This window comes from Streptomyces sp. NPDC050743 (assembly GCF_044456925.1).
Lineage (GTDB): Bacteria > Actinomycetota > Actinomycetes > Streptomycetales > Streptomycetaceae > Streptomyces.
On the sequence record NZ_JBITGJ010000034.1, the window covers coordinates 62586 to 87824 of the forward strand.

Sequence of the window (25239 nt, forward strand, 5' to 3'; positions counted from 1 at the left end):
ATGGACACCTTCGCCCTCATCGTGACCATCCTGGTCGCGCTCTTCTTCACGTACACCAACGGCTTCCACGACTCGGCGAACGCGATCGCGACATCGGTGTCGACGCGAGCGCTCACACCCCGGGCGGCCCTCGCCATGGCCGCGGTGATGAACCTCGCCGGTGCCTTCCTGGGCTCGGGCGTCGCCAAGACCGTCAGCGAAGGCCTGATCGAGACGCCTTCGGGCTCGACGGGGATGGGCATCCTCTTCGCGGCCCTGCTCGGCGCGATCACCTGGAACCTGATCACCTGGTACTTCGGCCTGCCGTCCTCGTCCTCCCACGCCCTGTTCGGCGGCCTGGTCGGCGCGGCCCTGGCGGGCGGCACGGCGGTCCACTGGAACGGCGTGCTGGACAAGATCATCATCCCGATGTTCCTGTCCCCCGTGGTCGGCCTGATCGTGGGCTACCTCGTCATGATGGCGATCATGTGGCTGTTCCGCCGGGCCAACCCGCACAAGGCCAAGCGCGGCTTCCGTATCGCGCAGACGGTCTCGGCGGCCGGCATGGCCCTCGGCCACGGCCTCCAGGACGCCCAGAAGACGATGGGTGTCGTCGTCATGGCACTGGTGATTTCCGGCCACGAGACCTTCGGCGACCCGATCCCGGTCTGGGTGAAGATCGTCTCCGCGGTGATGCTGTCCCTGGGCACCTACGCGGGCGGCTGGCGCATCATGCGCACCCTGGGCCGCAAGATCATCGAGCTGGACCCCCCGCAGGGCTTCGCGGCCGAGGCCACCGGCGCCTCGATCATGTTCGGCACGGCCTTCCTCTTCAAGGCCCCGATCTCCACGACCCACGTCATCACCTCGGCGATCATGGGCGTGGGCGCGACCAAGCGCCTGAACGCCGTCCGCTGGGGCGTGGCCAAGAACATCGTCCTGGGCTGGTTCATCACGATGCCGGCGGCAGGGGTGGTCGCCGCGCTGGCCTTCGGCGTGGAGAAGCTGACGGTGCTGTAGCCCGGCTCCCGAGAGCACGCCATAGATCACGGGTACGTACCCGTACCCGTGACGTGCAGCGGAGTCGAGGATGTCCGACGCCAACGCCCGTATCCCCGAAGAAGCCCGGAACCGGCTCGCCGCCATAGCGGCGCCGAGGGGATGTCGCTGCGCGCCTACCTGCCGCGGCTCGCCGAGACCCTGCTCACCCCCGCCGAACGGGCCGAGCAGGCCCGCGCCGCCTTGAAGGAGTGGATGGGCTACGCACCCAGTCCTGCGGAGGAACGGGACCTCGACAGCGAGCTGGACCGCCGGCCGACCCGGGCGGCGGCCCGGTGAGCGACTCGATGCACATCGTCCTGGACGACACCGCCATCGCCGCGGCCGGCCGGGGCCATGTCCTTGCCTCCCGGTTGATCCACCGCGCCCACGCGGAGACCGGCTGGCACCTGTAGGCCCCGGCGTGCGCACTGGTCGAAGCCGGCCGGGCCCGTCCCGGTACGGCAGAACATCTCGCCGCCCTGCCCGGCATCACCGTCCTGGACCTGGACCTGCCCGCGGCCCTGGCCGTGGCGCGGCAGCACACGTGGGCCGCGGCGCACTGTCTCCACGCCGCTCAGCCCACCCCGGCCCGTCCCGACGGGGCGATCATCGCCACCACCACCCGGACCGGTGGATCGGCGAGCCGGTGCGCGTGCTGGGCCTCGGTCCGTGAAGGCCTTCACGGCCGTCCCCGAACGCAATGGGCCCGCCCCCGGGAGCCGGGGGCGGGCCCTCTTGCGTCCTCGCGGTGGCACCGCCATGCAGCACCGCGAGGGGTCTATGACGTCGGCTTCGGCTCAGCCGAAGCGGCCCGAGATGTAGTCCTCGGTCGCCTGCACCGACGGGTTGGAGAAGATGCGCTCGGTGTCGTCGATCTCGATCAGCCGGCCCGGCTGGCCCACGGCCGCCAGGTTGAAGAACGCCGTACGGTCCGAGACGCGCGCCGCCTGCTGCATGTTGTGCGTCACGATGACGATCGTGAAGCGTTCCTTCAGCTCACCGATCAGGTCCTCGATGGCGAGGGTGGAGATCGGGTCCAGGGCGGAGCAGGGCTCGTCCATGAGGAGGACCTTCGGCTCGACCGCGATCGCGCGGGCGATGCACAGGCGCTGCTGCTGGCCGCCGGACAGGCCGGAGCCCGGCTTGTTCAGACGGTCCTTGACCTCGTTCCAGAGGTTCGCGCCCTTCAGGGACTTCTCGACGATGTCGTTCAGTTCCGCCTTCCGGTACTTGCCGTTCAGGCGCAGGCCCGCCGCCACGTTGTCGAAGATCGACATCGTGGGGAAGGGGTTCGGGCGCTGGAAGACCATGCCCACCTCGCGGCGGACGGACACCGGGTCGATCCCGGCGCCGTACAGGTCCTCGTCGTCCAAAAGCACCTTGCCCTCGACGCGGCCGCCGGGGGTGACCTCGTGCATCCGGTTCAGCGTGCGCAGGAACGTCGACTTGCCGCAACCGGAGGGGCCGATGAACGCCGTCACCGAACGCGGTTCGACGGTCATCGAGATGTCCTCGATCGCCTTGTGGGAGCCGTAGTAGGCGGTCAGTCCGCTTACGTCGATTCGCTTGGCCATGTCTACTTCACTTCCAGATAAGTCTTGTCAGTCGCCGAGGTTGGCCGCGACTCAGCGACCGGTCTTCGGGGCCTTCCAGCGGGCGATGCCGCGGGCCACCAGGTTGAGGATCATCACGAAGGCGATCAGCGTGAGCGAGGCCGCCCACGCACGGTCGTACGCCGCTCCGGAACCCGCGCTGTTCGCGAACTGCTGGTAGATGTACAGCGGCAGCGACGCCTGCGCACCCTCGAAGGGGTTGTTGTTGATGAACGGGTTGCCGAAGACCAGCAGCAGCACCGGCGCGGTCTCACCGGCGATACGGGCGATCGCCAGCATGATGCCGGTGGTGATACCGCCGATGGAGGTCGGCAGGACCACCTTCAGGATGGTGCGCCACTTCGGCACGCCGAGCGCCAGGGACGCCTCGCGCAGCTCGTTCGGGACGAGCTTGAGCATCTCCTCGGTGGAGCGGACGACGACCGGCATCATCAGGATGGCCAGGGCCAGCGAACCGGCGAAGCCGAACGGCTGCATCTTGAAGATGAGCATCAGCGACAGGATGAACAGACCCGCGACGATCGACGGGATGCCGGTCATCACGTCGACGAAGAAGGTGACGGCCTTGGCGAGCCGGCCGCGGCCGTACTCCACCAGGTAGATCGCGGTGAGCACGCCGATCGGCGCGCCGATCAGGGTGGCGAGGCCCACCTGCTCCAGGCTACCGATGATGGCGTGGTAGATGCCGCCACCGGGCTCGGTGTCGGCGACGACCCCCATGGAGTGGGTGAGGAAGTAGACGTTCAGGACCTTCACACCGCGCGCGACGGTCACCCAGATCAGGGAGACCAGCGGCACCACGGCGAGCAGGAAGGCGACCCAGACGAGGCTGGTCGCGACGCGGTCCTTGGCCTGCCGGCGGCCCTCGACGCGCGCGGCGATCACGTACGTACCGAGGACGAACAGGACCGCGGCGATCAGACCCCACTGGATCTTGCTGTCCAGGCCGGCGGCCAGGGAGATGCCGATGCCCAGGGCGAGGGAGCCCGCGGCGATCGCCCACGGCGACCACGTGGGCAGGCTGGCGCCGCGCAGGGTGCTGTGGCGCTTGTGCGTGACGGATGCGGTGCTCATGCGTTGGCCCCCGAGTACTCCGCACGGCGGGCGATGATGATCCGGGCCGCGCCGTTGACCAGCAGGGTGATGACGAACAGGACCAGACCGGAGGCGATGAGTGCGTCCCGGCCGAACTCCGTCGCCTCGCTGAACTTGCTGGCGATGTTCTGGGCGAAGGTGCCGCCGCCCGGGTTGAGCAGGCTGGCGTGGATGATGAAGTCGGGGGAGAGCACGGTGGCCACGGCCATCGTCTCGCCGAGCGCGCGGCCGAGGCCGAGCATCGACGCGGAGATCACGCCGGAGCGGCCGAAGGGCAGCACGGACATCCGGACGACCTCCCAGCGCGTGGCGCCGAGGGCCAGGGCGGCCTCCTCGTGCATCTGCGGGACCTGGCGGAAGACCTCGCGGCTCACGTTGGTGATGATCGGCAGGATCATGATCGCGAGCAGGATGCCGACGGTGAGCATCGAGCGCGGGGCGCCCTTGTCCCAGGAGAAGATACCGGTCCAGCCGAAGAAGTCGTCGAGCCAGCCGTAGAGGCCGTTCATGTGCGGTACGAGGACCAGCGCGCCCCACAGGCCGTACACGATGGACGGCACGGCGGCGAGCAGGTCGATCACGTACGCGACGGGACCGGCGAGCCGGCGCGGTGCGTAGTGCGTGATGAACAGCGCGATGGAGACCGCGACCGGGACGGCGAGCAGCATGGCGATGACCGAGGAGACGATCGTGCCGAAGGCCAGTACCGCGATGCCGAAGGTCGGCGGGGTGAGGTTGGTGTTCCACTCGGAGGTGGTCAGGAAGTTGCCGTGGTCCTTGCTGATCGCGAGGGAGGCACGGTAGGTGAGGAAGACCGCGATCGCGGCCATGATCACCAGCAGCAGGATGCCGGACCCACGGGAAAGGCCGAGGAAGACGCGGTCACCCGGGCGGCTCGCGCCGCGGGCGTTGCGCTTCTGCTCGGCCGTCGAGGGCTGGGGCGTGGGGGGAGGTGCGTCAGTTGTCTTGGTCGATATGTCCATCGGGTTCTCCGGTCTGCGGAGCCGGCCGCCCACGCGGGGCGGCGGCTCGTGGCGGCGGTGCACCGGACGGTGCGGCCCGGGCCCTGTCGGGCACGGGCCGCACTTTCGGATCAGGTCAGCTCAGGCCCTCGATGGTGGTGCGGACCTTGCTGATGATCGCGTCGGGAACGGGGGCGTAGTCGATCGTGGAGAGGATCTTCTGACCGTCCTCGCTGGCGATGTAGCGCAGGAACGCCTTGGTGGCGGGCAGGGTGTCCGCCTTGTTGCCCTTGTCGCAGACGATCTCGTACGTCACCAGGGTGATCGGGTAGGCACCCTCGGCCTTGGTGGCGTAGTCCAGCTTCAGCGACAGGTCATTGCCGGTGCCGACGACCTTGGCGGCCGCGATGTCGGCGGTGGCGGAGTCGGTGCTGGGCGCGACCGGCTTGCTGGCACCGGTGTCGATGGAGACGGCCTTCATGCCGTCCTTGACGTAGGACAGCTCGAAGTAGCCGATGGCGCCGGAGGTCTGCTTGACCTGCTGGGCCACACCCGCGGACTGCGGAGCGGACTGGCCGCCCTTGGCCTGCCAGGCCTTGCCGCCCGAGTACTTCCAGTTGTTCGGGGTGGTGGCGATCAGGTACTTGGTGAAGTTGTCCGTGCTGCCGGACTCGTCCGAGCGGTGGAACGCCTGGATCTTGAGGTCGGGAAGCTTCACCGAGGGGTTCAGCTTCTTGATCGCCGGGTCGTTCCAGTTGGTGATCTTGCTGTCGAAGATCTTGGCGACGGTCGGAGCGTCCAGGACCAGGCTGTCGACACCCGGGACGTTGTAACCGAGGGCGATCGGGCCGCCGACCATCGGGAGGTCGATGCCCTGACCGCCGGAGCAGACCTTCTTGGAGGCGGTGACCTCGTCCGGCTTCAGCGCGGAGTCGGAACCGGCGAAGGCCAGCTGGCCCTGGTTGAAGGAGGTGACACCGGCACCGGAGCCGCCACCCTTGTAGTTGATCTGCACGCCACAGGCCTGGGAGAACTCCTTGACCCAGGCGTCGATCGCGTTCTTCTGCGCGGAGGAGCCGTCTGCGAGCAGCTGACCCTTGGCGTCGTCGCACTTGATCGAGGAGGCGTTGGCGGAGCCGGACGGGCTGCCCGACGCCTTGGAACCGCCACCGTTGTCGTCGGAGCCGCACGCCGTCAGGGCCAGGGCGCCGGTCACGGCGATCGCACCGAGCGAGAGGGCGCGCAGCCGGTTCTTGCGCTGAAGCTTCACTTTCGGGAGTTCCTTCCAGGAGCCGCCGCGGTCGGCGGCGTGCGAGGTGTAGGGAGGTAGCGCGAGCGCATATGGCCGCGCTCCGCACCGTGCACGGCCGAAATTAGGCAGAACAGGTGAAGCCGCCGATGGCCGGAAGTGAACGGAGGGTGAACCCCTGCCGTCGGCCTGGTTAGGTCACGGAATGCTCACGGGGAGAGCACGTGGAGGTTCCGACAATCGGGTCGCACGCACACGTCTTCGGTGGCCGTTTCCCTGTGCATGAACTGTTACGAACCAACGCGCCCGTGGCGCCGTCTCATTCCAGGAAAGGCCAAGGAGGCCTGCGGAAAGGCGACACAGGACGATGGGCATGGAACGGCGTACGTTCATCGCGGGCGGCACGGCCGTAGTGGCCGCGACCGCACTGACCGGCTGCAGCTCGGGCGCGGGCAGGTCCAGTGCCTCGGCGAGCACGGGCTCATCCTCGCTCACGTCCCTCAAGACCACCAGCGCCAACGCCGCCGCGAACTGGACGGCCCTCGCCCATGACCTGGACGGCACCCTGGTCCGGCCCGGCGACGCGAGCTGGACCACGGCCCACCAGCTGTACAACACCCGCTTCGACGGCCTGAAGCCCGCCGCGGTGGCGTACGTCGCGCACGCCGGTGACATCCGTACGACCCTCGCCTACGCCCATGCCCATGGCGTGCGGGTGTCCATACGCAACGGGGGCCATTCCTACGCGGGCTACTCCTCCGGCGACAACCGCCTCGTCCTCGACGTGTCCCGGCTGAACCGGATACGCGTGTCCGGCGGCCAGGCCGTCGTCGGCGCCGGCTCCAAGCTGATCGACGTCTACCGGGCGCTGGCCGCGAAGGGCGTGACCATACCCGCGGGCTCCTGCCCCACCGTCGGCGTCTCCGGCCTGGTGCTCGGCGGCGGCCACGGCGTCGCCTCCCGCGCCTACGGCCTGACCTGCGACAGCCTCACCCAGGCGACGGTCATCACGGCGGACGGCACCCAGGTGACGGCGAACGCGTCCTCGCACTCCGACCTCTTCTGGGCGCTGCGCGGCGCCGGCAACGGCAACTTCGGCGTCGTCACCGAGCTGCAGTTCAAGACCCACCCGGCTCCGCAGGCGGTGACGGCGTACATGACATGGCCGTGGTCCAAGGCGGCGGCCGTGCTGAAGGCCTGGCAGGAGTGGGGCCCGAGCCAGCCCGACGAGATCTGGTCCTCCCTGCACCTGGCGTGCTCACCGGGCCGCACCCCCACCATCTCCGTGGCCTGCTTCTCCCTCGGCACCTACGGCGAACTCCAGAACGCGGTCGACCGCCTGGCCCACGCGGCCGGCGCGAACGCCTCCTCCGTCAGCCTGCGCCGCCGGAGCTACGAGGAGGCGATGGAGGTCTACGCCGGCTGCTCCTCCTTCTCCACGGACGCCCAGTGCCACCTGCCGGGCTCCACGCCGGGCCGCTCCCCGCAGGGCGGGCTGGGCCGGGAGACGTACGCGGCCCGCTCCGACTTCTTCGACCGCTCCCTCTCCCCGGCGGGCATCCAGACGGTGCTGCGGCAGATCGCCTCCGTGCGCGGCGGCGCGGGCAGCATCGCGTTCACCGCCCTCGGCGGCGCGGTCAACCGCGTCTCCCCCACGGCGACGGCCTTCGTCCACCGCCGCTCCCGGATGCTGGCCCAGTACATCGCGTCCTGGGGCGCGGGGGCCTCCGGCACCACCGCCCAGTCCTGGCTGACCTCGGCGCACGACGCGATGAAGCCGTACGCCTCCGGCGCGGCGTACCAGAACTACACCGACCCGACGCTGCGGGACTGGAAGACGGCGTACTACGGGGACGCGGTGACCCGGCTGGGGAAGGTGAAGAAGCAGTACGACCCGGAGAGGTTCTTCTCGTACGCGCAGGGGCTGTGAGACGGGGCGGGGGCGGCGCGGTGCCGTCGGCTACGCCGCGAGGTCCCGTTCCTCGGACTCCACCGACGTACGGGCGGCCGGAAGCAGCGCCCCCTCACGTGCCCCGCCCGCCGCTCGCGTCCGTACGATCCACCCCGCCCGGGGCGACCGCTCCACCGCTCGCATCAGCGGGGTGAGCAGCGCCGAGGCCAGCGGGGAGAGCAGCAGCGCGACGGCCGTACCGAGCGCGAAGCCGCCGACGACGTCCGTCGGGTAGTGCACGCCCATGTAGACCCGGCAGAATCCCTCAAGCAGCGCGAGCCCTATACCGGCGATGCCGAAGCGGCGGTTGGCGACGAAGAGGCCGACGCCCAGCGCCATGGTGATGGTCGCGTGGTCGCTGACGAAGGAGAAGTCGGTCTTGCCGGAGACGAGGACGTCCAGGCCCTGGTGATCGACGAAGGGGCGGGGCCGTTCCACGAAGCCGCGGATCGGGATGTTGACCAGCACCGCGATACCGGCCGCGAGGGGCGCCCACACCAGCGCGGCCACGGAGGCCGCGGCGTCCTCGGCGCCCCGGCGCCGCACGGACCACCAGCACCACAGCACGAGCAGCACCATGGCGACCAACAGCCCGTACTCACCGACGAACTCCATGAGCCGGTCGAACCAGTGGGGCGCGTCCTTGGCCAGGCCATTGATGTCGTAGAGCAGGTCGACGTCGGGGTTCGATCCGGATTCGGCGAGTACAGCCATGGTGCTGCGGCCCCTTCGTCGTCTACCGGACGCACCTCGTGTGCGCCGCTCCTACCCCCGTGGTTCGTAGATCCGCTTCCGCTGCACTGCCGCACTGCCCGTACTGACGTCCGCTCGGCTACGTCAACAGGAACGCACGGTCCCCATCAATACGTTCCACTCTCCACTGAATGATCACGCAGACGTTATCGAAGAGAGACTCATCGCCGCAGCTCAGGGGGTTGGTTCACGCTCGGTCACACCGTGTCAAACCGTCGTGGGAAGCGCTTTTGCGCCATCTTCGGTGACGCGGGTGGCGCCGAAGTAATCCGGCGTGTCGATCGGATCGAACCGGATGACGGCCCCCGTCCGCGGCGCGTCGATCATGTACCCGCCGCCCACGTAGATCCCCACGTGGTGGATGGCCCGCGAGTCGCCGCGGTCGGTGGAGAAGAACACCAGATCACCCGGGAGCAACTGATCACGCGACGGATGCGGCCCGGCGTTGTACTGATCATTGGCCACCCGCGGCAGCGTGATCCCCACCTTCGCGTACGCGGCCTGCGTCAGCCCCGAACAGTCGAACCGCCCACCCTGCTCGGCCGACCCCTCACCACCCCACAGATAGGGCGTCCCCAACTTGCTCTGCGCGAAGGCGATGGCGCCGGCGGCTTGCTGGGTGGGGTCGACGCGGGTCACGGGTGCGGCGAAGCTCTTCGACAGAGTCGTGATCGTCTTCACGTAGTTCTGGGTCTCCTGGTACGGCGGCACGCCCCCGTACTTGATCACCGCGTAAGCGCCCGCGTTGTAGGCGCCGAGCATGTTCTCCGAGACGTTCCCGGGCACGTCCTTGACGTACTTGGCGAGTTCGCAGTCGTACGCGGCGGCCGACGGAATCGCGTCGTTCGGGTCCCAGACGTTGCGGACGCCGTCGCCGTTGCCGTCGACCCCGTGCGTCGCCCACGTCCCGGGAATGAACTGCGCTATCCCCTCCGCCTTCGCCGGGCTCACGGCGTTGGGGTTGAAACCGCTCTCCTGATACAACTGGGCGGCCAGCAAGGCGGGGTTGAGGGCGGTGCACAGATTGCCCCACCTCTGCACCAGTGTCTTGTACGCCGCCGGAACAGCCCCCTTGGCCAGTCCCACACTGCCTGAGCCGACCCCGTTGGCGAGGTTGCCGGCGACGACGTACACCCCGACGACGAGCAGCATCACGAAGCTCAGGCCGAGCCCGACCGCGATGCCGCCCACCACCCACACTTTGCGCACGACCCAACCCTCCCCCATGCGCGGCCCGTTCAAGGCCACATTCTCGGCACGTCCCTGCCCCCGGCCAACATTTCGGCCTATTCCTGACGCTCGCGCGGCCTCCCGGCCGACGACGCGGAAGCCCGTGCGGGCAGGGCTGCCGTAGGGTCCCGGAAAGCTCGCTGGGCACACTGTCCGACGAGGCGTCAATCAGGCTGACCGGCATACGGCAGTCCGGACCGCCCGAGACAGACCTGCCCAGTTGGCCGTCCGGGGGGCCTCACTGGTCGCTGGTCGCGCCCCTCTTTGACAGGCGCGCGGCCTCTCCGTACACCGTGAAGTCACCCGTGCCGACCTCGGCTCCGAACGGCTCGGGCAACGGCACCGGCTCCCCGAACTTCCCCAACACCACGTCCTGACAGGCGCCGTTGTCAGGCCGGCTGTGCAGGGCGTCCCAGGTGCCGGTCGACACGGACATGGCTCGTTCGGTGGCAGGCCCGACGTCCCGCCTCCGCATTGCGCACCCTCACCCCCGCTACCTTCGCCGTCCTCCTCACCGCCCTCAAGAAGGAACCCTCCCCCACCAACCAGAACCCCGCCGACGACACCCCCCTCTGCCTCCGCTCAAAGGCGACCGTCGTCACGACAACGCGCCACAAGGGGAACGCCTCCGTACTCGGCGTACAGGCAGGCGAGTTCGACCACTTTGTGATCACGTGAGGCAGAGGCTCTGTGCGGCGATTCCACCACCATCCGCGCGCCGACATCGCGTCCTCCGTGCGGGCCGGCTCCTCCGGCAACCGGCGGCGTTTCGTGGGCGTCCTCGGATGGAACTTCGGCGACCGCTACCTCGGCCCGCTCAACGGTGTCCTCTTCATGGACGTCGTCCCGAGCACCGCGTTCGTCGTCTCCGCGCCGACCGGCGTGATCCCGGCCGGCATGCAGGCGGTCGGCGCCTCGCCGACCGCGCCAGCGCTCGTCTTCGACAACCTGTACCTGCGCCGGGTCGCCCAGCGCACGGCGGCGGCAGCGGCGGCCAAGGCCGCGACCGAGAAGCCGGCGGTGGCGGCGACGGAGGGGAAGACCTCGCCGGTCGCGGCGAGCCGCTGAGCGGCGGTCAGGCCTTCCGAAGGGCGGCTGTCGTGGGGGGCACCCCCCGCGGCGGCCGCCTGCGCACCGCCCGCACTTCAGGGATCGCCGATCGCGTCCTTGTACAGCTCGGCCGCCTTGCTGCCCAGCACCACGCTGTACGACACGTCGTCGGTCGAACCGCCCTCCTCGTGGCCGCCGAGGATGCCGACGACCTGGTGGTCCCCGTTGATCCACGGGCTGCCGCTGGTGCCGCTGGCGAAGGAGGGGCAGTCGATGCGCTGCTGGGTGCTGCTGTGCGCGACCGGCTTGTTGGTGCAACTGATGGGCACCTCACGCGAGTCGGGGTAGCCGACGAGGGTGACGGCGGTGGCCCCGGTGGCCGTACCGGGCGTGAACCGGTTGGCTCCCACCACGTCCTCGATCCGCCTGCCGTCCAGGTCGTCGACGGTGACGAGGGCCAGGTCGCTGTCCTCGTCCTGGTCCTTGGCCCAGCCGTCGGGCAGGTAGCGCTTGCCGACCTTCCACACCCCGTACGGCGCCTGCCCGTCCCGGTAGCCCGGCACGAACACCAGATCGCTGTCGGCCTCGCCCACGCAGTGCGCGGCGGTGACGAGGAGATTGCCCCGCGGGCTGTGCACGACCGAGGCCGTGCAGAAGTGGCCGCCGGACAGATCGTCGGCCCGATCCGCGCCGAACAGCGCGCCGACCCGCGCCGTCTGCCGGGTCGCGACGACATCGGCGGTGACCCCCAGGGGCCCCGGCCCGTCATCGGCGGCCGCCACGGACGCCGAGGTCATGGCGAGCATCACCACGGCGCCCAGCAGCGCGGGACGCGAGGTGACCGTGATGCGTGAGATGCGCTTCATCAGACGTCACTGTCCCCCACGAACGTGAGAATCCCGCTGCGACTTAGCTGAGATTTTCCTGTGAAACGTCCCGATGGGCGCGACATCCACCCGCAATACCCGTCTGACCAGGCACGATCACGCAAGGTCAACTCTTCAGAAGCTCGTCGTCATCCCCCCGTCCACCGCGATCGTCTGCCCCGTGATGAAGGACGCCGCATCGCTCGCCAGGAACACCACGACCCCCGCGATCTCCTCCGGCCGCCCCCACCGCCCCAGTGCCGTGCGCGTCCGCAGCCACCGCTCCCACTCGGGGTCGGCCGCCAGTTCCGCGTTGACGTCGGTCGCGAACGTGCCCGGTGCGATCGAATTGACCGTCGTACCGCTCGCGCCGAGGTTGGCGGCCAGGGCCCGGGTCAGGCCGTCGAGGCCCGCCTTCGCCGTGGCGTAGGCGACGTCTCCGGTGCGGCCCAGTTGGCCGACCACCGAGGAGACGTTGATGATCCGGCCCGCCGCTCCCCGCGCGGTCAGCCCCCTCGCCACCGTCTGGCTCAGGGCGTACGCCGAGGTCAGATAGACGTCGAGCAGCGCGGCCAGCTCCCTGGGGGCCATCTCGGTCACACCCCGCCGGTCGCGGTGGCCCACGTTGTTGACCAGGATGTCGACATCACCGAGGCCCCGCACCACCTCCTCGGCGGCCTCCCGGTCGGTGACGTCGAAGGCGGCGGCGGTGACGTCGTACCCCTCCTGCGCCCGCAACCGCGCCACCACGGGCTCCAGGCTCGCCGGGCTCCGCCCGTTCAGGACGACCCGCGCCCCGGCCCCGGCCAGCCCCCGCGCCATCTCCAGCCCGAGCCCGCGCACCGAGCCGGTCACGAGGGCGGTACGGCCGTCGAGCCGGAAGTTCACCGATGGACTCTCACGCACAACGGGTCGTATGCCCAAGGAGTGCCCCGGCACTCGGTACGACGGCTGCCGCCCGCACCTTCGCGCCCCCTGGCCCCCTCACGGTCGGCTGACCGGCTTCAGGCCCCAGTCCACCCCGGTCAGCTCCTCCGACAGGGTCCACAGGCGCCGGGCCGCCTCCGGATCGCTGGCCGCCGCGCTGCGGCCGACCAGCGTGGGGGCGCCGCGCATCTCGCCGAGGCCGGCCGGGCCGACGTAGGACGCGCCGGGAAGATCCTGGCTCGCGGCGTAGAGCGTGGGCTGGGCGCCGGCCTTGTCGCTCTGGGCGAACAGCCTGTTGCCGACCCCCATGGCGCCCCTCATCAGCGGGTTCGCGTGGTGGCTCTGGAGGTTCGTGGCAGCCCAGCCGGGGTGCGCGGCCAGGGCCCGGACCGGGGAGCCGGCCTCGGCGAGGCGGCGCTGCAGTTCCAGCGTGAACAGGAGGTTGGCCAGCTTGGACTGGGCGTAGGCGCGGGTCGGGGTGTAGCGGCCGCGCAGGTTCACGTCCTCGAAGTGGATCACTCCGTCGCCGAAGCGGTGAGCGCCGGAGGCCACCGTCACCACCCGGTCCGTCACATACGGCAGCAGCAGGTTCGTCAGCGCGAAGTGGCCCAGGTGGTTCGTGCCGAACTGCATCTCGAAGCCCTGCTTGGTGCGCTGCTCCGGGAGCATCATCACGCCCGCGTTGTTGATCAGCAGATCCAGCGGGCGGTCCCAGCCGGCCGCGAACTCCCGTACGGAGTCCAGGTCGGCCAGGTCCAGGCGGCGCACCTCGGTGCTGCCGCTCACCTTCGCCGCGGCGGCGCCGCCCCGCGCGAGATCCCGTACGGCGAACACCACATGCGCTCCGGCCCGGGCCAGTGCCTCGGCGGCGACGAAGCCGATGCCGCTGTTGGCACCGGTGACGACGGCCGTACGGCCGGTCAGGTCGGGGAGGTGGGTCGCGTTCCATTTATCGGTCATGCCTCCAAAGTAGGCACCGACAACAATGATGTCAATGACAACATCGGGTTACGATGGTCCGCATGCCGCGCATGTCCCCGTCATCGACGAACCGCCCCTATCACCACGGAGACCTGCGCGCCGCTCTGCTCAAGAGCGCCGAACGCACCCTGCGCGAGAAGGGTGTCGGCGCGCTCTCGCTGCGCGAGCTGGCCCGGGACGTCGGGGTGAGCCACGCGGCCCCCGGCCGGCACTTCAAGGACAAGCAGGCGCTCATAGACGCCCTCGCGCTGGACGGCTACGAGCGCCTGAACCAGGCCCTGCGCGCCGCCACAGAGCAGCCCGGCCTCACCTTCGAGGGACGCATGGCGGCGCTCGCCCGCGCCTATCTCGGCTTCGCCGTCGAGAACCCGGAGCTGCTGGAGCTGATGTTCGCGCGCAAGCACGCGCCCGACAGCTCCGCCCAGCTCGCCGCCGCCGTCGACGAGTCCCTCGGCTCCTTCGCCCGGATGATCGCGGAGGCGCAGGAGCAGGGCGAGATCGTCGCCGGCGACCCCGAGCGGATCACCATGATCGCCGCCGCGAGCCTGCACGGCCTCGCCGCCCTCATCGCCGCCTGCGCGCTCGACGCCGAGGAGGCCATGCACGGCCTGGACGAACACGTCCACCTGCTGCTCCACGGCCTCAAGCCCCGATGAGCCCGATAAGCCCTGCGAGACCGGTGAACCGCCGCTGATTCCGGCCGATCCCCTCTGTGCGGAACCTGTGCCCCGGGTCAAGCCATGCCCAGCACAGCACCAGCACACTGCCATTGGCCAGCAATCCGCCAACTGCCTTGAGTAACGCGGAAGTCAGAATTCCGAAAGCCTCTTGTTGTCGCGTACTCAACAACGCGATGGTCGTCGCGGGCCGCCGCCCCCACCGGTCACCCACCGGTGGCCCCCACACCCGCAGGCCTCTGACCACCACTCCCAGGAGGCTGTACCTTGCGTACGACCACCCCCAACACCCCCCACATACCGGGCAGATGGCGCCGGATCGGATCGGCAGCCGCGGCCACCGCCGCACTTCTCGCCGCCGGCCTGACCACCGCCACCCACGCCGAAGCCGCCGCCACGCCCCACAAGGTGAGCGCCAGGACCATCGCCGCCCAGGTCGCCAAGGCCCACGTCCGCTACGAGAAGGCGTGCGGCGCCACCCCGAAGAAGGGCTACGCCGCCTGCGACGCGCTGCGCGTCACCGGCGGCACCACCGCCTTCATGGAGAAGCAGGCGGCCCTGAAGGGCATCTCCCCCAGGACGGTGAGGCCCGACGCCGCCTCCGACTCCCCGACCGGCTACGGCCCGGGCGACATCCAGTCGGCGTACGGCCTGACCGACGCCGCCTCCGCGGGCGGCTCGGGCGAGACCGTCGCCATCGTCGACGCCTACGACGACCCGAACGCCGAGTCCGACCTCGCGGCCTACCGGTCGTACTACGGCCTGCCGGACTGCACCACCGGCAACGGCTGCTTCAGCAAGGTCGGCCAGACCGGCTCCACGACCTCCCTGCCCTCCGCCGACAGCGGCTGGGCCGGTGAGATCTCCCTCGACCTCGACATGGTCAGCGCCACCTGCCCGAACTGCAACATCCTGCTGGTGGAGGCGAAGTCCGCGTCCGACGCCAACCTGGGCACCGCGGTGAACGAGGCCGTGAAGCTGGGCGCCCGGTTCGTCTCCAACAGCTACGGCGGCTCCGAGTCGTCCTCCGACACGACGTACGACACCTCGTACTACAAGCACCCGGGCGTCGCCATCACCGCCAGCGCGGGCGACGAGGGCTACGGCGCCGAGTACCCGGCCGCCTCCCGGTACGTGACCGCCGTCGGCGGCACCAGCCTGTCGGCCTCCTCCGACAGCCGCGGCTGGACCGAGTCCGTCTGGAACACCTCCGGCACCGAGGGCACCGGCTCCGGCTGCTCCGCCTACGACGCCAAGCCGGCCTGGCAGACCGACTCCGGCTGCGCCAAGCGCATGATCGCCGACGTGTCCGCCGTGGCCGACCCCGCCACCGGCGTCTCCGTCTACGACACCTACGGCTCCGACGGCACCGGCTGGAACACCTACGGCGGCACCAGCGCCTCGGCGCCGATCATCGCCTCGGTCTACGCCCTCGCCGGCACCCCGGGCAGCAGCGACTACCCGGCCCAGTACCCGTACGGCGCGGCCGGCACCTCCGCCCTGAACGACGTCACCAGCGGCAGCAACGGCAGCTGCGCCACGGCGTACTTCTGCACCGCCCGGTCCAGCTACGACGGCCCGACCGGCTGGGGCACCCCGGAGGGTACGAGCGCCTTCGGCGCGAGCTGAGCACCACCGCCCGAACCACCCCGTCGGGTCACGGGGAGCCGCCGGTGTGAGGGGGACGTGGGGTCCCCTCGGCGGCACGGAGAGGAAGACGGGTCACGGCAGCCGGCCGCGGCCCGTTTTCCCTGACCTGGGCAAGGCCCTTGAACCACCGGCGAATTGGGTCAAGGACCCGACCGAGTACCGCTCGTACTACGGCATACCGGACTGCACCACCGCGCCAACGGCCGCTTCAAGAAGGTCGGCGGTGGCCCTGGGCGTGAAGTGCGTCTCCTACTGCGCCAAGCGCACCACCACTGGCGCCCACGCCCTCGCCGGCACCCCGCCGAGGGGGAGTTACCCGGCCAAGTTCACGACGGGCTGGGGCACCCCCGAGGGCGTGACGGCCTTCACCGGCTGACCGCACCCACTGCTCCGCAGGCCACGGGCCCCGACGGCACCCGCCGCCGGGGCCATGTCCTGTTCGCCGTCCCCTCCCATGAGAACATCATCTCGACGCCTCACCCGACCAGCCGTCAGAAAGCGTGCCAGGTCGTAAAGGAGGACAACGGCCCAACCACATGACAGGTTCCGGTCGGACCTCGTTGCCCGGCGTGACCTGCCGTGATACACAGAGTGACCGTACGCGCTACTCGCACGAAACCCGCCAGCCAATGACGTCAAGTCGACATACGACCGCGAAGTTGTCGGCGACAATGAGACCTGCCCTCCGCACACCGCGGGGGCCACGCGGAACTACCCACCAGGGGCGGTGACTTACATGCTCTTTGCGGCCGACAAGGGAGACATCAACACCATCATCGGCGGAATCGCTCCGGACTGGGGCCCCTTCGGCAGCCTGGGCAACGAGGCGAAGGTGATGATCGAGGTGGTGATGGCCGTGGCCATCCTCCTGTGCCTCGGCATCGCGGTCTGGGGTGCGGCCAAACAGCGCATCGGCGCGACCGCCCTCCGCGACACCTTCAGCGCCGAGCAGGGCAAGGGCCTCATCATCGCCGGCCTGACCGGGGTCTTCATCATCGGCTCCCTCGGCACCCTGTTCACGATCGTGTACGGCATGGCGGTCTGAGTCCCCTGAAGGTTGCGTCTCCCTGATGTCGAGTCACCACACCGCGCCCGCGCGGCAAGCAGCACGGCTACCGTCGTACGCCTACGAGGGTGAGGGAGCGCGCACGCCATGACCTCCGGAGACGACCAGGCCTACGACGACGCGGGCCACACCCGCACCCGCCTCCCCGAAACCGACCCCTACGGCGGCGCCCCCCGCCGCACCGGCCGCTCCTCCTCCCGAAGCCTGGTCACGGTGGTCGGCGTAGTGGTCCTCCTCATCGCGGCGATCGCTTTTGCCAACAGGGGGGACGACTCGTCCGCGGACGGCTCGACCGCGAAGACCCACAAGCCGGCGGCCGCGCCCACGGCGGCCAGCGGAACCCGTCCCGTGGACAGCAAGTCCGCGGGTGTACCGACGGGATTCGCCCACACGGAGCAGGGAGCGCAGTCGGCCGCCTCGAACTACGCCGTGGCGCTGGGTTCGACGGGCATGTTCAACAAGGACAGCCGCGACGACCTTCTGCACCTGCTCTACACCTCCGCAGCGGCGGCCAGACTCCAGGGCCCGATGGACCAGGCCTACTCGCCCGACTTTCTCGCCAAGATGGGCCTCGACGCGTCAGGCAATCCGCCGAACGGCAGTACGTTCGTCTCCCGGGTGGTCCCGGTCGGCACGACGGTGCAGCACTACACGGCGAACGACGCCAAGGTGGCGGTCTGGTACGTGGGGCTCATCGGCATGGCCGGCAGCTCCTCGACGGACCCCGTCACCTCGTCCTGGAAGACCTGGACGTTCGACCTGCAGTGGTCCGGGGGCGACTGGAAGATCACCTCCGACACCCAGAAGGACGGCCCCGCACCGGTACCCGGCGACGACAAGGCCGCCACCTCCGACGAGATCAGCAAGGCCATCGAAGAGTACGGAGGGTTCACGTATGCCCGGTAGCCCGCGACGTGCGCTTAAGCTCGCCGGAGTCGTGACAGCCGTCCAGACCACCGCCGTACTGCTGGCCACACGTGCCTTCGCCGCGCCCTCACCCAGCCCTTCCGGCGGCGCTTCGCCCTCACCGTCGAAGAAGTACAACTGCGACGTCATCTCCGGCGAGGCGAAGAAGTACTGCGAACGCGGCAACACCTCCAGCGGCTCAGGAGGTTCCAACGTCCCGGACACCTCCGCCCTCGACCCCCTGTCCTCCCTCGCCAAAGGCTGTGCCGAAGCCGCCTCCTGGACCATCGACAAGCTCGGCAAGGCCGTGAAGGAGACGGCCAACGTCGACTTCACCAACCCCAAGTTCCTGCAGCAGTACGCGATCGTCTTCGCCGCGTCCACGATCCTCACGCTCCTGCTGTGGCTGCTGGCCGTGGCCAAGCGAGCCGTGCGCGGCGTGCCGCTGACCACCGCCATCTCGGAAGCCGTCGGATTCCTGTGGCTGACGGTGCTCGCCTCCGCCTTCACCCCGCTGATCCTCTACACGGTCGTATCCGCGACCGACGGAGTGACCGACGTCCTCGCCAAGGCCACCGGCGACCAGGCCGACACGTTCTTCGGCACCTTCTCCGGCGCCCTCGGCAAGGGCACCGACATCGGCGGCGGCCCGATCATGCTGATCGTGGTCTCCCTGGTCAGCATCCTCGCCGCCGGCGTCCTCTGGCTGGAGCTCGTCATCAGAGCCGCCCTCCTCTACGTCGGCGCCCTCCTCGGCACCGTCGTCTACGCGGGCCTCGTCGACAAGAACCTGTGGGGACACGTACGCCGCTGGGCCGGGATCATGATCGCCGTGATCCTCGTCAAGCCCGTCGTCGTCATCGTGCTCGGGCTCGCCGGCGCCCTCTCCTCCGGCAACGGCCCCGACGCCTTCTCCGCCGTCGTCTCCGGCCTCGCCATCATCCTGCTCGCCATCTTCGCCAGCGCGATGATCTACCGCTTCGTCCCCGGCTTCGGCGACGAGATCGCGGGCGGCCGCAACAACCGCATCATGCAGGGCGCCGAGTCCAAAGCCGCCGCCGTCATCAGCTCCCCCGCCACCCTCGTCGCCCAGGGCATCAAGACCCACAGCTCCCGCGCCGACAACAACGGAGCCGGCGGCGGACAAGCCGGCAGCAGCGCCCCGCGCCCGGCCAACCCCGCCACCGGCGGTGTCGCCGCCCACAGCAGCCGTACCCCCACCGGGGGCGGCGGAGCCGTCCCCTCCGCCACGCCCGCGCCTCGCGCGCCGAGCCCGGTCAACACCCCGCACGCCGGCAACACCCGCAACGTCAACCGCACGGGAGGTGAAGGGCGTTGACGACCGAGTCCCACCTGTCCCATCCGGTCACGCCCCGCCGTACGTATCTCATCGGCCGCGCCCGGCCGAACGCGATCATCGGCCGGAACCGCGAGTCCGGCGAGATCGCGCTGATCGTCGCGGGCGCGTTCCTCGGCATGATGTGCGGCCTCCTCGTCCCGGTCCTGTCCCTGCGCATCGTGCTGCTGACGGGCTTCCCGCTGCTCGCGCTCGCCGCGGTGTACGTGCCGTACAAGCGCCGCACCTTCTACAAGTGGTTCGAGATCAACCGCAGTTACAAGCGCACCGTCAAGGGCGGCCACGCCGTCTACCGGTCGGGCGTCATGGAGGCGGGCACCCGGCTCGACGGACGGGAGATCGAGATCGGCCCGCCCCCGGGCATCGGCCGCATCACCTGGCTCGCCGCCCCCTTCGGGCCCGACGAGATCGCCGTACTGCTGCACGCCGACCGGAAGACCGTCACCGCCGCCATCGAGATCGAAGGCCCCGGCGTCGGCCTGCGCGACTCCGAGGACCAGGAGGCCCTCGTCGACCGCTTCGGCACGCTCCTCAAGCACGTCGCCAACGGCGACGGGTTCGTCACCCGGCTGCAGATGCTCGCCCGCACCCTGCCCGCCGACCCCGACGCCCACGCCAAGGACGTCACCGTGCGCGGCGACGACCGCTCCCCGCAGTGGCTGCGGCAGTCGTACGACCAGCTGCAGTCCATGGTGTCCACCAGCAGCGAGCAGCACCGCGCCTACCTCGTCGCCTGCATGCACTACACGCGCGAGCTCGCCGCCGAGGCGAACGCCATGGCCCGCGCCGTCCGCGCCCGCGGCGGCAAGGTCGACCGGGACGCGGGACTGGCGGTGGTCATGGCCCGCGAGCTGACCGACATCTGCTCCCGGCTCCAGGAGGCCGACATCCGGGTCCGCCAGCCGCTCGGCCAGGGCCGGCTCGCCTCCCTCATCCACTCCATGTACGACCCGGACCACCCCATCGACCACATCCAGGCGATGACCAAGCGCAACGCCTGGCCGGCCGAGCTCGACGCCATGGAGCCCACCTACCTCCAGGCCAAGACCCGCGAGTCCAACACCCGCGCCCCCTGGTGCCACGCCACCGCGTGGGTGAAGGAGTGGCCCATGACCCCGGTCGGGGTCAACTTCCTCGCGCCCCTCCTCGTCCACACCCCGGACGTCATCCGAACGGTCGCGGTGACGATGGATCTCGAACCCACCGAGGTAGCCATCGAACGCATGCTGACCGAGAAGACCAACGACGAGGCCGAGGCGTCCCGCGCCGCCAAGATGAACCGCACCGTCGACCCACGCGACGTCGCCGCCCACAACCGCCTCGACCAGAGAGGCGAAGACCTCGCGAGCGGCGCGGCGGGCGTCAACCTCGTCGGCTACATCACCGTCTCCGCCCGCACCCCGGAGGCCCTGAACCGCGACAAGCGCACGATAAGGGCCTCCGCCGGCAAGTCGTATCTCAAGCTGGAGTGGTGCGACCGAGAGCACCACCGCGCCTTCGTGAACACACTTCCCTTCGCCACCGGCATCCGAAGGTAGGGGCTGATTCACCGATGCGGGATCCGCTGTCCGTCCTCACCGACGCCTTCACCTCCTTCCTCTTCGGGAAGGTCGAGACGACCCGGCTGCCGGTGCGCACCTCCACGGGCCAGGCCCAGGCGGTCTACCTGCCCACGGCCGCGCCCGGCCTCGGCGACTCGGGCGTCATCATCGGCCGCGAGGTGTACTCCGGAAAGGGCTACATCTACGACCCCTTCCAGCTCTACGGCCAGCAGCTCCCGGCCCCGCACTGGCTGGTCCTCGGCGAGTCCGGCAACGGCAAGTCGGCCCTGGAGAAGACCTACGTCCTGCGCCAGCTGCGCTTCAAGGACCGCCAGGTCGTCGTCCTGGACGCCCAGGGCGAGGACGGCGTGGGCGAGTGGAACCTCATCGCGGAGGAGCTGGGGATAACCCCCATCCGGCTGGACCCCACGGCGGCGCTGGACCACGGGATCCGCCTCAACCCGCTCGACCCGGCCATCACCACCACCGGCCAGCTCGCGCTACTCCGGACGATCATCGAGGTCGCGATGGGCCACGGCCTGGACGAGCGCTCCGGCTTCGCCCTCAAGGTCGCCCACTCCTTCGTCAACGAGACGATCGTCGACCGCCAGCCGGTCCTCACCGACATCGTCGAGCAGCTACGGCACCCCGAGCCGGAGTCGGCCGAGGCGATGAACGTCGCCATAGACGACGTACGGGCCTGGGGCCTGGACGTGGCCCTGGTGCTGGACCGGCTGGTCGACGGTGACCTGCGCGGCATGTTCGACGGCCCGACGACCGTGGGGATCGATCTGGACGCCCCGCTGATCGTCTTCGACCTCTCCCACATCGACCGCAACTCCATCGCCATGCCCATCCTCATGGCGATCGTCGGCGTGTGGCTGGAGCACACCTGGATCCGCCCCGACCGCAAGAAGCGCATCTTCCTGGTCGAGGAGGCCTGGCACATCATCAACAGCCCGTTCGTGGCCCAGTTGTTCCAGCGCCTGCTGAAGTTCGGCCGCCGGCTGGGTCTTTCGTTCGTGGCGGTGGTGCACCACCTGTCCGACGTCGTGGACGGAGCCGCGGCCAAGGAGGCGGCGGCGATCCTGAAGATGGCCTCCACCAGGACCATCTACGCCCAGAAGGCCGACGAGGCCCGGGCCACCGGCCGGGTGCTGGGTTTGCCGAGGTGGGCCGTGGAAATCATCCCGACACTGACGCCCGGCATCGCCGTATGGGACGTCAACGGCAATGTCCAGGTGGTCAAACACCTGGTCACGGAGACGGAACGCCCGCTGGTCTTCACCGACCGCGCGATGACCGAGTCCTCCAGCGACCTCACGGCCGACGACGCGCTGCGCGCCGCCGAACTGGAGGCCGAGCAGCGGGCGGCGGCCTTCGTGGAACAGCATCTGGGCGACTCCGAGTCGACGGTGGCGTAGGGGCAGAGGCAGGAGCCGGGGCAGAGGCAGGGGAGGAACGGGTGAGACCGGACGCTCGCGACCGCCGTGAGGACCGCCGGGAGGGCCAGGGCGGCATCCCCGACGGCCTGCTGATCGGCATACTCGCGTTCCTCCTCGGCATGACCGTGCTGGTGTGGACGGCCACCGGCCTCGCGGCCCTCTTCGCCAAGGGCGCCTGGCCGCACGCCGTCACCTTCACCCGCACCCCCCTCGCCATGCGCCACCTCATCGGCGAACCCCACGACATCACCGGCGCCTGGCCCGACACCCCCGCCTCCGAGCTCTCCGGCTGGGGCCTGTTCTGGGGCCTGTTCATCGGCCAGCTGATGGTCCTGTTCGTCGTCACCGTGTTCGTGATGGGTGTGGTGGCGAGGTGGCGGGCGGGCAGAGCGCGGGCGCGGGCCCAGAAAGGGGTGCCGGCGGAGCCGGAGCAGCGGCATGAGGTCCCGGTCCCGCGCACCACCGAGCCGACGCCTGTGCCGAGGTCGGAGCCGAGGCCAGAGCCGGTGCCCGCGCCGGTGGTGCCTGTGCGGGAGACGCCCCCTCCCACCGCCGCCCCTGTCGCTCAGCTGCCGGTCGAAGGCGAGCGGGTGCGCGGTTGGGAGAAGGTCGTCGTCGCGCCCAGGGAAGGCCGCCAGACGGCCGCGGCCCAGGCCATCCAGGACGCGCCGGGCCCCGCACTCGTCGTCACCTCGAACCCCGCCCTGTGGGCGGAGACGAAGGACGCCAGGGCCAAGCTGGGCCCCACCCTCCTCTACGACCCCACCCACCTCTGCGACACCCCGGCCCGTCTCCACTGGTCCCCCACAGCCGGCTGCGAGGACAAACAGAGCGCGCTCAACAGAGCCACCGCCCTCCTCGCCCCCGTCCAACCCACGGCCAAGATCGACCAGGCGGTCGCCGAGACGGCACTGACCCTGCTCCGGAGCTACCTCCACGCCGCCGCGCTGGAGAACCGCACCATCCGCCACGTCCACCGCTGGTCCCAGGGCACCCAGGTCCAGGACGCCGTACGCACCCTCCGCACCCACGCCAAGGCCGCCCCCGGCGCCGCGGGCGAGCTCGAGGCCGCGCTCACCGCACACCCCGAACGCCGCGACATCGCCCAGGAACTGACCAGCCGAGCCCTCTCGGCCCTGTTCACCGTGAACATCCGCGAGGCCTGCACACCGAACCGAACAGATGCCCTGTCACTGGATTCCTTCGTCGACGAGGGGGGCACGCTTTATGTGGTCGGTGAATCCATCGAGGACCCCAGAAGCAACCCGGGCGCGATGCCCCTCCTGACGGCACTCGTCTCCAGCGTGGTCGAGCGCGGCCGGCGCATGGCCGAACGGTCATCCTCCGGTCGGCTCGACCCACCACTCACCCTCGTCCTGGACGACATCGCGGCCGTGGCCCCCGTCCCCCAGCTCCCCGAGCTGCTCAGCACCGGCCCCGACCAGGGCCTGCCCGCCCTCGCCCTGCTCCGCTCCCGCGAACAGGCCCGCTCCCGCTGGCCGCACCGGGAACTACCGGTCTGAGAAAGCCGACCCGGGACGGCCGGCCTAGGACGGCCACTCCAGAGCGAACTCCACCTCGTTCTGCGCCTCGTCCCTGACGTGCGGCACGACCACACCGCTGGGCGCGAACCCGACCTTGCGATACGCCCCCTGGGCACGGGCGTTCTCCTCGTGCACCAGCAGGCGCACCCGCTCCGCACCTCGTTCCCGCGCCCATGCCACACCGGCGTCGAACAGGGCCTTGATCAGCCCGTTCCCGCGGTGCTCGGGCCGGATGAACACCCCGACCACATGCCCCTGCCGACGCTCGACGGCATGCCCGGCCCAGTCCGTCATCCCGGCTTCCTCGATGAGCACGGTCACCGAGCCGGCCCAGGTACCGTCGGGCGCCTCGGCGATGAACTGCCGCGCCACGCTCTGATCCTCGGCCGACCGCGCGGCCCGCTCCTGATAGAAGAAGTCGGGCTTGGCCGCGCCCTCCTCGTACGTCTCCAGGAAGGCGAGGTGCGCGATCGGGTCCCGCAGGGCGTCCAGCCGCAGCTCCTTCACCCGGGGCCAGTCGTCCGGTCGTATCGCGCGGATGACGTAGTCACCGCTGGTCGAGGTGCTCATGAGGGCCACCGTAGTGCCGCCCGTTGTCAGCGGCATCCCATATTGTGAAAGCCATGACAACACTGCCCGAACGACCGCACACCGCCCTTCTGGTCATCGACGTGCAGAACGGCGTGATGGTGCCGAGCTCGCCCGGCCGCGAGGACGTCATCGCGAACATCGGCACTCTCATCGACAGGGCACGCGCGGCGGACGTGCCGGTGATCTGGGTGCAGCACCAGGACGAGGAACTGGTGCCGGGCACCGAGAGCTGGGAGTACGTCCCGCAGCTGAAGCGACTCGACTCCGAGCCCCTGGTCGCCAAGAGCTACCGGGACTCCTTCGAGGACACCGACCTGGAGTCCGTCCTCGCGGCGCGCGCAGTGGGCCGCCTCTTCGTCACAGGCGCCCAGACGGACTTCTGCATCCGCTCCACCCTGCACGGTGCCCTCGTGCGGGGCTACGACGCGACGCTGGTCGCCGACGCGCACACGACGGAGGACCTCACCGAGTACGGCGCGCCGGCCCCGGAACAGGTCATCGCCCACACCAACTTGTACTGGAGCGGCCAGCATGCACCCGGCCGCCGAGGAGGAATCATCAAGACGGCCGAAGTGGCGTTCTAAAAGGCGCAGAAATGCAGAAAGGCCCACGCCGTACGGCGTGGGCCTTTCCCAAGAATCGTTCGGCGGCGTCCTACTCTCCCACAGGATCCCCCCTGCAGTACCATCGGCGCTGTGAGGCTTAGCTTCCGGGTTCGGAATGTAACCGGGCGTTTCCCTCACGCTATGACCACCGAAACACTAT

At 69.9% G+C, this 25239-nt stretch carries 25 protein-coding genes, 1 rRNA gene and 2 pseudogenes; 16 read left to right on the plus strand and 12 right to left on the minus strand.

The annotated features are described in order from the left end of the window. The 3 genes and pseudogenes from ACIBJF_RS28430 (at position 1) to ACIBJF_RS28440 (ending at position 1693) form a co-directional block, all read left to right on the plus strand. On the plus strand, positions 1 to 999 hold the full coding sequence (locus ACIBJF_RS28430) for an anion permease (protein WP_399177912.1): 999 nt from the start codon (positions 1 to 3) through the stop codon (positions 997 to 999). Between the two features lie 70 nt (positions 1000 to 1069). Further along, positions 1070 to 1317: pseudogene (locus ACIBJF_RS28435) on the plus strand (hypothetical protein). 8 nt (positions 1318 to 1325) lie between these two features. Further along, positions 1326 to 1693: pseudogene (locus ACIBJF_RS28440) on the plus strand (hypothetical protein). Between the two features lie 124 nt (positions 1694 to 1817). Here ACIBJF_RS28440 and pstB read toward each other — a convergent pair. The 4 genes from pstB to pstS form a co-directional block, all read right to left on the minus strand. Continuing rightward, the gene (gene pstB / locus ACIBJF_RS28445) at positions 1818 to 2594 is read right to left on the minus strand and encodes a phosphate ABC transporter ATP-binding protein PstB (protein WP_399177913.1); all 777 of its coding nucleotides are present in this window, start codon (positions 2592 to 2594) and stop codon (positions 1818 to 1820) included. A gap of 51 nt (positions 2595 to 2645) precedes the next feature. After that, a complete protein-coding gene (gene pstA, locus ACIBJF_RS28450; protein ID WP_399177915.1) occupies positions 2646 to 3707 on the minus strand; it encodes a phosphate ABC transporter permease PstA in 1062 nt (353 codons plus the stop codon). Then, positions 3704 to 4711 (minus strand): phosphate ABC transporter permease subunit PstC, encoded by a 1008-nt coding sequence (pstC, locus tag ACIBJF_RS28455; protein WP_399177916.1) that lies wholly within the window; start codon positions 4709 to 4711, stop codon positions 3704 to 3706. The genes pstA and pstC overlap by 4 nt, the downstream gene beginning before the upstream one ends. A gap of 115 nt (positions 4712 to 4826) precedes the next feature. Further along, positions 4827 to 5960: a phosphate ABC transporter substrate-binding protein PstS gene (gene pstS, locus ACIBJF_RS28460; RefSeq protein ID WP_399177917.1), complete on the minus strand. Its 1134-nt coding sequence runs from the start codon at positions 5958 to 5960 to the stop codon at positions 4827 to 4829. 352 nt (positions 5961 to 6312) lie between these two features. Here pstS and ACIBJF_RS28465 point away from each other — a divergent pair, with 352 nt between their 5' ends. After that, positions 6313 to 7869 (plus strand): FAD-binding oxidoreductase, encoded by a 1557-nt coding sequence (locus ACIBJF_RS28465; RefSeq protein WP_399177919.1) that lies wholly within the window; start codon positions 6313 to 6315, stop codon positions 7867 to 7869. Between the two features lie 30 nt (positions 7870 to 7899). Here the strand turns inward: ACIBJF_RS28465 and ACIBJF_RS28470 are convergent, their stop codons facing one another. From ACIBJF_RS28470 to ACIBJF_RS28480, 3 genes are all read right to left on the minus strand, one after another. After that, entirely contained in the window at positions 7900 to 8604 is a 705-nt protein-coding gene (locus tag ACIBJF_RS28470; protein ID WP_399177921.1) for a phosphatase PAP2 family protein, read from the minus strand. A gap of 246 nt (positions 8605 to 8850) precedes the next feature. Beyond that, complete coding sequence (locus ACIBJF_RS28475) at positions 8851 to 9870, minus strand: NlpC/P60 family protein (RefSeq protein ID WP_399177948.1); 1020 nt, start codon at positions 9868 to 9870, stop codon at positions 8851 to 8853. Positions 9871 to 10111: 241 nt separating this feature from the next. Next, positions 10112 to 10309: a hypothetical protein gene (locus ACIBJF_RS28480; protein WP_399177922.1), complete on the minus strand. Its 198-nt coding sequence runs from the start codon at positions 10307 to 10309 to the stop codon at positions 10112 to 10114. A 38-nt stretch (positions 10310 to 10347) separates the two neighbouring features. Between ACIBJF_RS28480 and ACIBJF_RS28485 the strand changes: the two genes are divergently transcribed. Both ACIBJF_RS28485 and ACIBJF_RS28490 read left to right on the plus strand, forming a co-directional pair. Further along, positions 10348 to 10551, plus strand: a complete 204-nt coding sequence (locus ACIBJF_RS28485; protein ID WP_399177924.1) for a hypothetical protein — start codon at positions 10348 to 10350, stop codon at positions 10549 to 10551. Positions 10552 to 10563: 12 nt separating this feature from the next. Next, positions 10564 to 10941, plus strand: coding sequence for a hypothetical protein (locus ACIBJF_RS28490; protein ID WP_399177926.1), 378 nt, complete (start codon positions 10564 to 10566; stop codon positions 10939 to 10941). 77 nt (positions 10942 to 11018) lie between these two features. Here ACIBJF_RS28490 and ACIBJF_RS28495 read toward each other — a convergent pair whose 3' ends face one another. From ACIBJF_RS28495 to ACIBJF_RS28505, 3 genes are all read right to left on the minus strand, one after another. Further along, positions 11019 to 11789, minus strand: a complete 771-nt coding sequence (locus ACIBJF_RS28495; protein WP_399177928.1) for a trypsin-like serine peptidase — start codon at positions 11787 to 11789, stop codon at positions 11019 to 11021. A gap of 135 nt (positions 11790 to 11924) precedes the next feature. Next, positions 11925 to 12677 (minus strand): SDR family oxidoreductase, encoded by a 753-nt coding sequence (locus tag ACIBJF_RS28500; protein ID WP_399177930.1) that lies wholly within the window; start codon positions 12675 to 12677, stop codon positions 11925 to 11927. Positions 12678 to 12773: 96 nt separating this feature from the next. Then, a complete protein-coding gene (locus ACIBJF_RS28505; RefSeq protein WP_399177931.1) occupies positions 12774 to 13676 on the minus strand; it encodes an oxidoreductase in 903 nt (300 codons plus the stop codon). Between the two features lie 53 nt (positions 13677 to 13729). On the opposite strand from ACIBJF_RS28505, the gene ACIBJF_RS28510 reads away from it, so the two are divergent. The 9 genes from ACIBJF_RS28510 (at position 13730) to ACIBJF_RS28550 (ending at position 23862) form a co-directional block, all read left to right on the plus strand. Next, positions 13730 to 14353: a TetR/AcrR family transcriptional regulator gene (locus tag ACIBJF_RS28510; protein WP_390682293.1), complete on the plus strand. Its 624-nt coding sequence runs from the start codon at positions 13730 to 13732 to the stop codon at positions 14351 to 14353. Positions 14354 to 14641: 288 nt separating this feature from the next. Next, a complete protein-coding gene (locus ACIBJF_RS28515) occupies positions 14642 to 16003 on the plus strand; it encodes a peptidase S8 (protein WP_399177933.1) in 1362 nt (453 codons plus the stop codon). 244 nt (positions 16004 to 16247) lie between these two features. Next, positions 16248 to 16400 (plus strand): hypothetical protein, encoded by a 153-nt coding sequence (locus ACIBJF_RS28520; RefSeq protein WP_399177935.1) that lies wholly within the window; start codon positions 16248 to 16250, stop codon positions 16398 to 16400. A 360-nt stretch (positions 16401 to 16760) separates the two neighbouring features. Further along, the gene (locus tag ACIBJF_RS28525) at positions 16761 to 17069 is read left to right on the plus strand and encodes a hypothetical protein (protein WP_014673544.1); all 309 of its coding nucleotides are present in this window, start codon (positions 16761 to 16763) and stop codon (positions 17067 to 17069) included. 108 nt (positions 17070 to 17177) lie between these two features. Continuing rightward, the gene (locus tag ACIBJF_RS28530; protein WP_399177937.1) at positions 17178 to 17996 is read left to right on the plus strand and encodes a hypothetical protein; all 819 of its coding nucleotides are present in this window, start codon (positions 17178 to 17180) and stop codon (positions 17994 to 17996) included. Next, positions 17986 to 19335: a hypothetical protein gene (locus ACIBJF_RS28535; protein ID WP_399177938.1), complete on the plus strand. Its 1350-nt coding sequence runs from the start codon at positions 17986 to 17988 to the stop codon at positions 19333 to 19335. Before ACIBJF_RS28530 ends, ACIBJF_RS28535 begins: the two co-directional genes overlap by 11 nt. Continuing rightward, the gene (locus ACIBJF_RS28540) at positions 19332 to 20891 is read left to right on the plus strand and encodes an SCO6880 family protein (protein ID WP_399177940.1); all 1560 of its coding nucleotides are present in this window, start codon (positions 19332 to 19334) and stop codon (positions 20889 to 20891) included. Before ACIBJF_RS28535 ends, ACIBJF_RS28540 begins: the two co-directional genes overlap by 4 nt. Positions 20892 to 20905: 14 nt before the next feature. Then, the gene (locus tag ACIBJF_RS28545) at positions 20906 to 22318 is read left to right on the plus strand and encodes an ATP-binding protein (protein ID WP_399177941.1); all 1413 of its coding nucleotides are present in this window, start codon (positions 20906 to 20908) and stop codon (positions 22316 to 22318) included. A 41-nt stretch (positions 22319 to 22359) separates the two neighbouring features. Then, positions 22360 to 23862, plus strand: coding sequence for a type IV secretory system conjugative DNA transfer family protein (locus ACIBJF_RS28550; protein WP_399177943.1), 1503 nt, complete (start codon positions 22360 to 22362; stop codon positions 23860 to 23862). A gap of 24 nt (positions 23863 to 23886) precedes the next feature. On the opposite strand, the gene ACIBJF_RS28555 is transcribed toward ACIBJF_RS28550, so the two are convergent. Continuing rightward, positions 23887 to 24453 (minus strand): GNAT family N-acetyltransferase, encoded by a 567-nt coding sequence (locus ACIBJF_RS28555; RefSeq protein WP_399177944.1) that lies wholly within the window; start codon positions 24451 to 24453, stop codon positions 23887 to 23889. A 53-nt stretch (positions 24454 to 24506) separates the two neighbouring features. Here ACIBJF_RS28555 and ACIBJF_RS28560 point away from each other — a divergent pair, with 53 nt between their 5' ends. After that, positions 24507 to 25058, plus strand: a complete 552-nt coding sequence (locus ACIBJF_RS28560) for a cysteine hydrolase family protein (RefSeq protein ID WP_399177946.1) — start codon at positions 24507 to 24509, stop codon at positions 25056 to 25058. A gap of 57 nt (positions 25059 to 25115) precedes the next feature. Here ACIBJF_RS28560 and rrf read toward each other — a convergent pair. Then, positions 25116 to 25232: ribosomal RNA gene (rrf, locus tag ACIBJF_RS28565) — 5S ribosomal RNA — on the minus strand. Between the last annotated feature and the right edge of the window lie 7 nt (positions 25233 to 25239).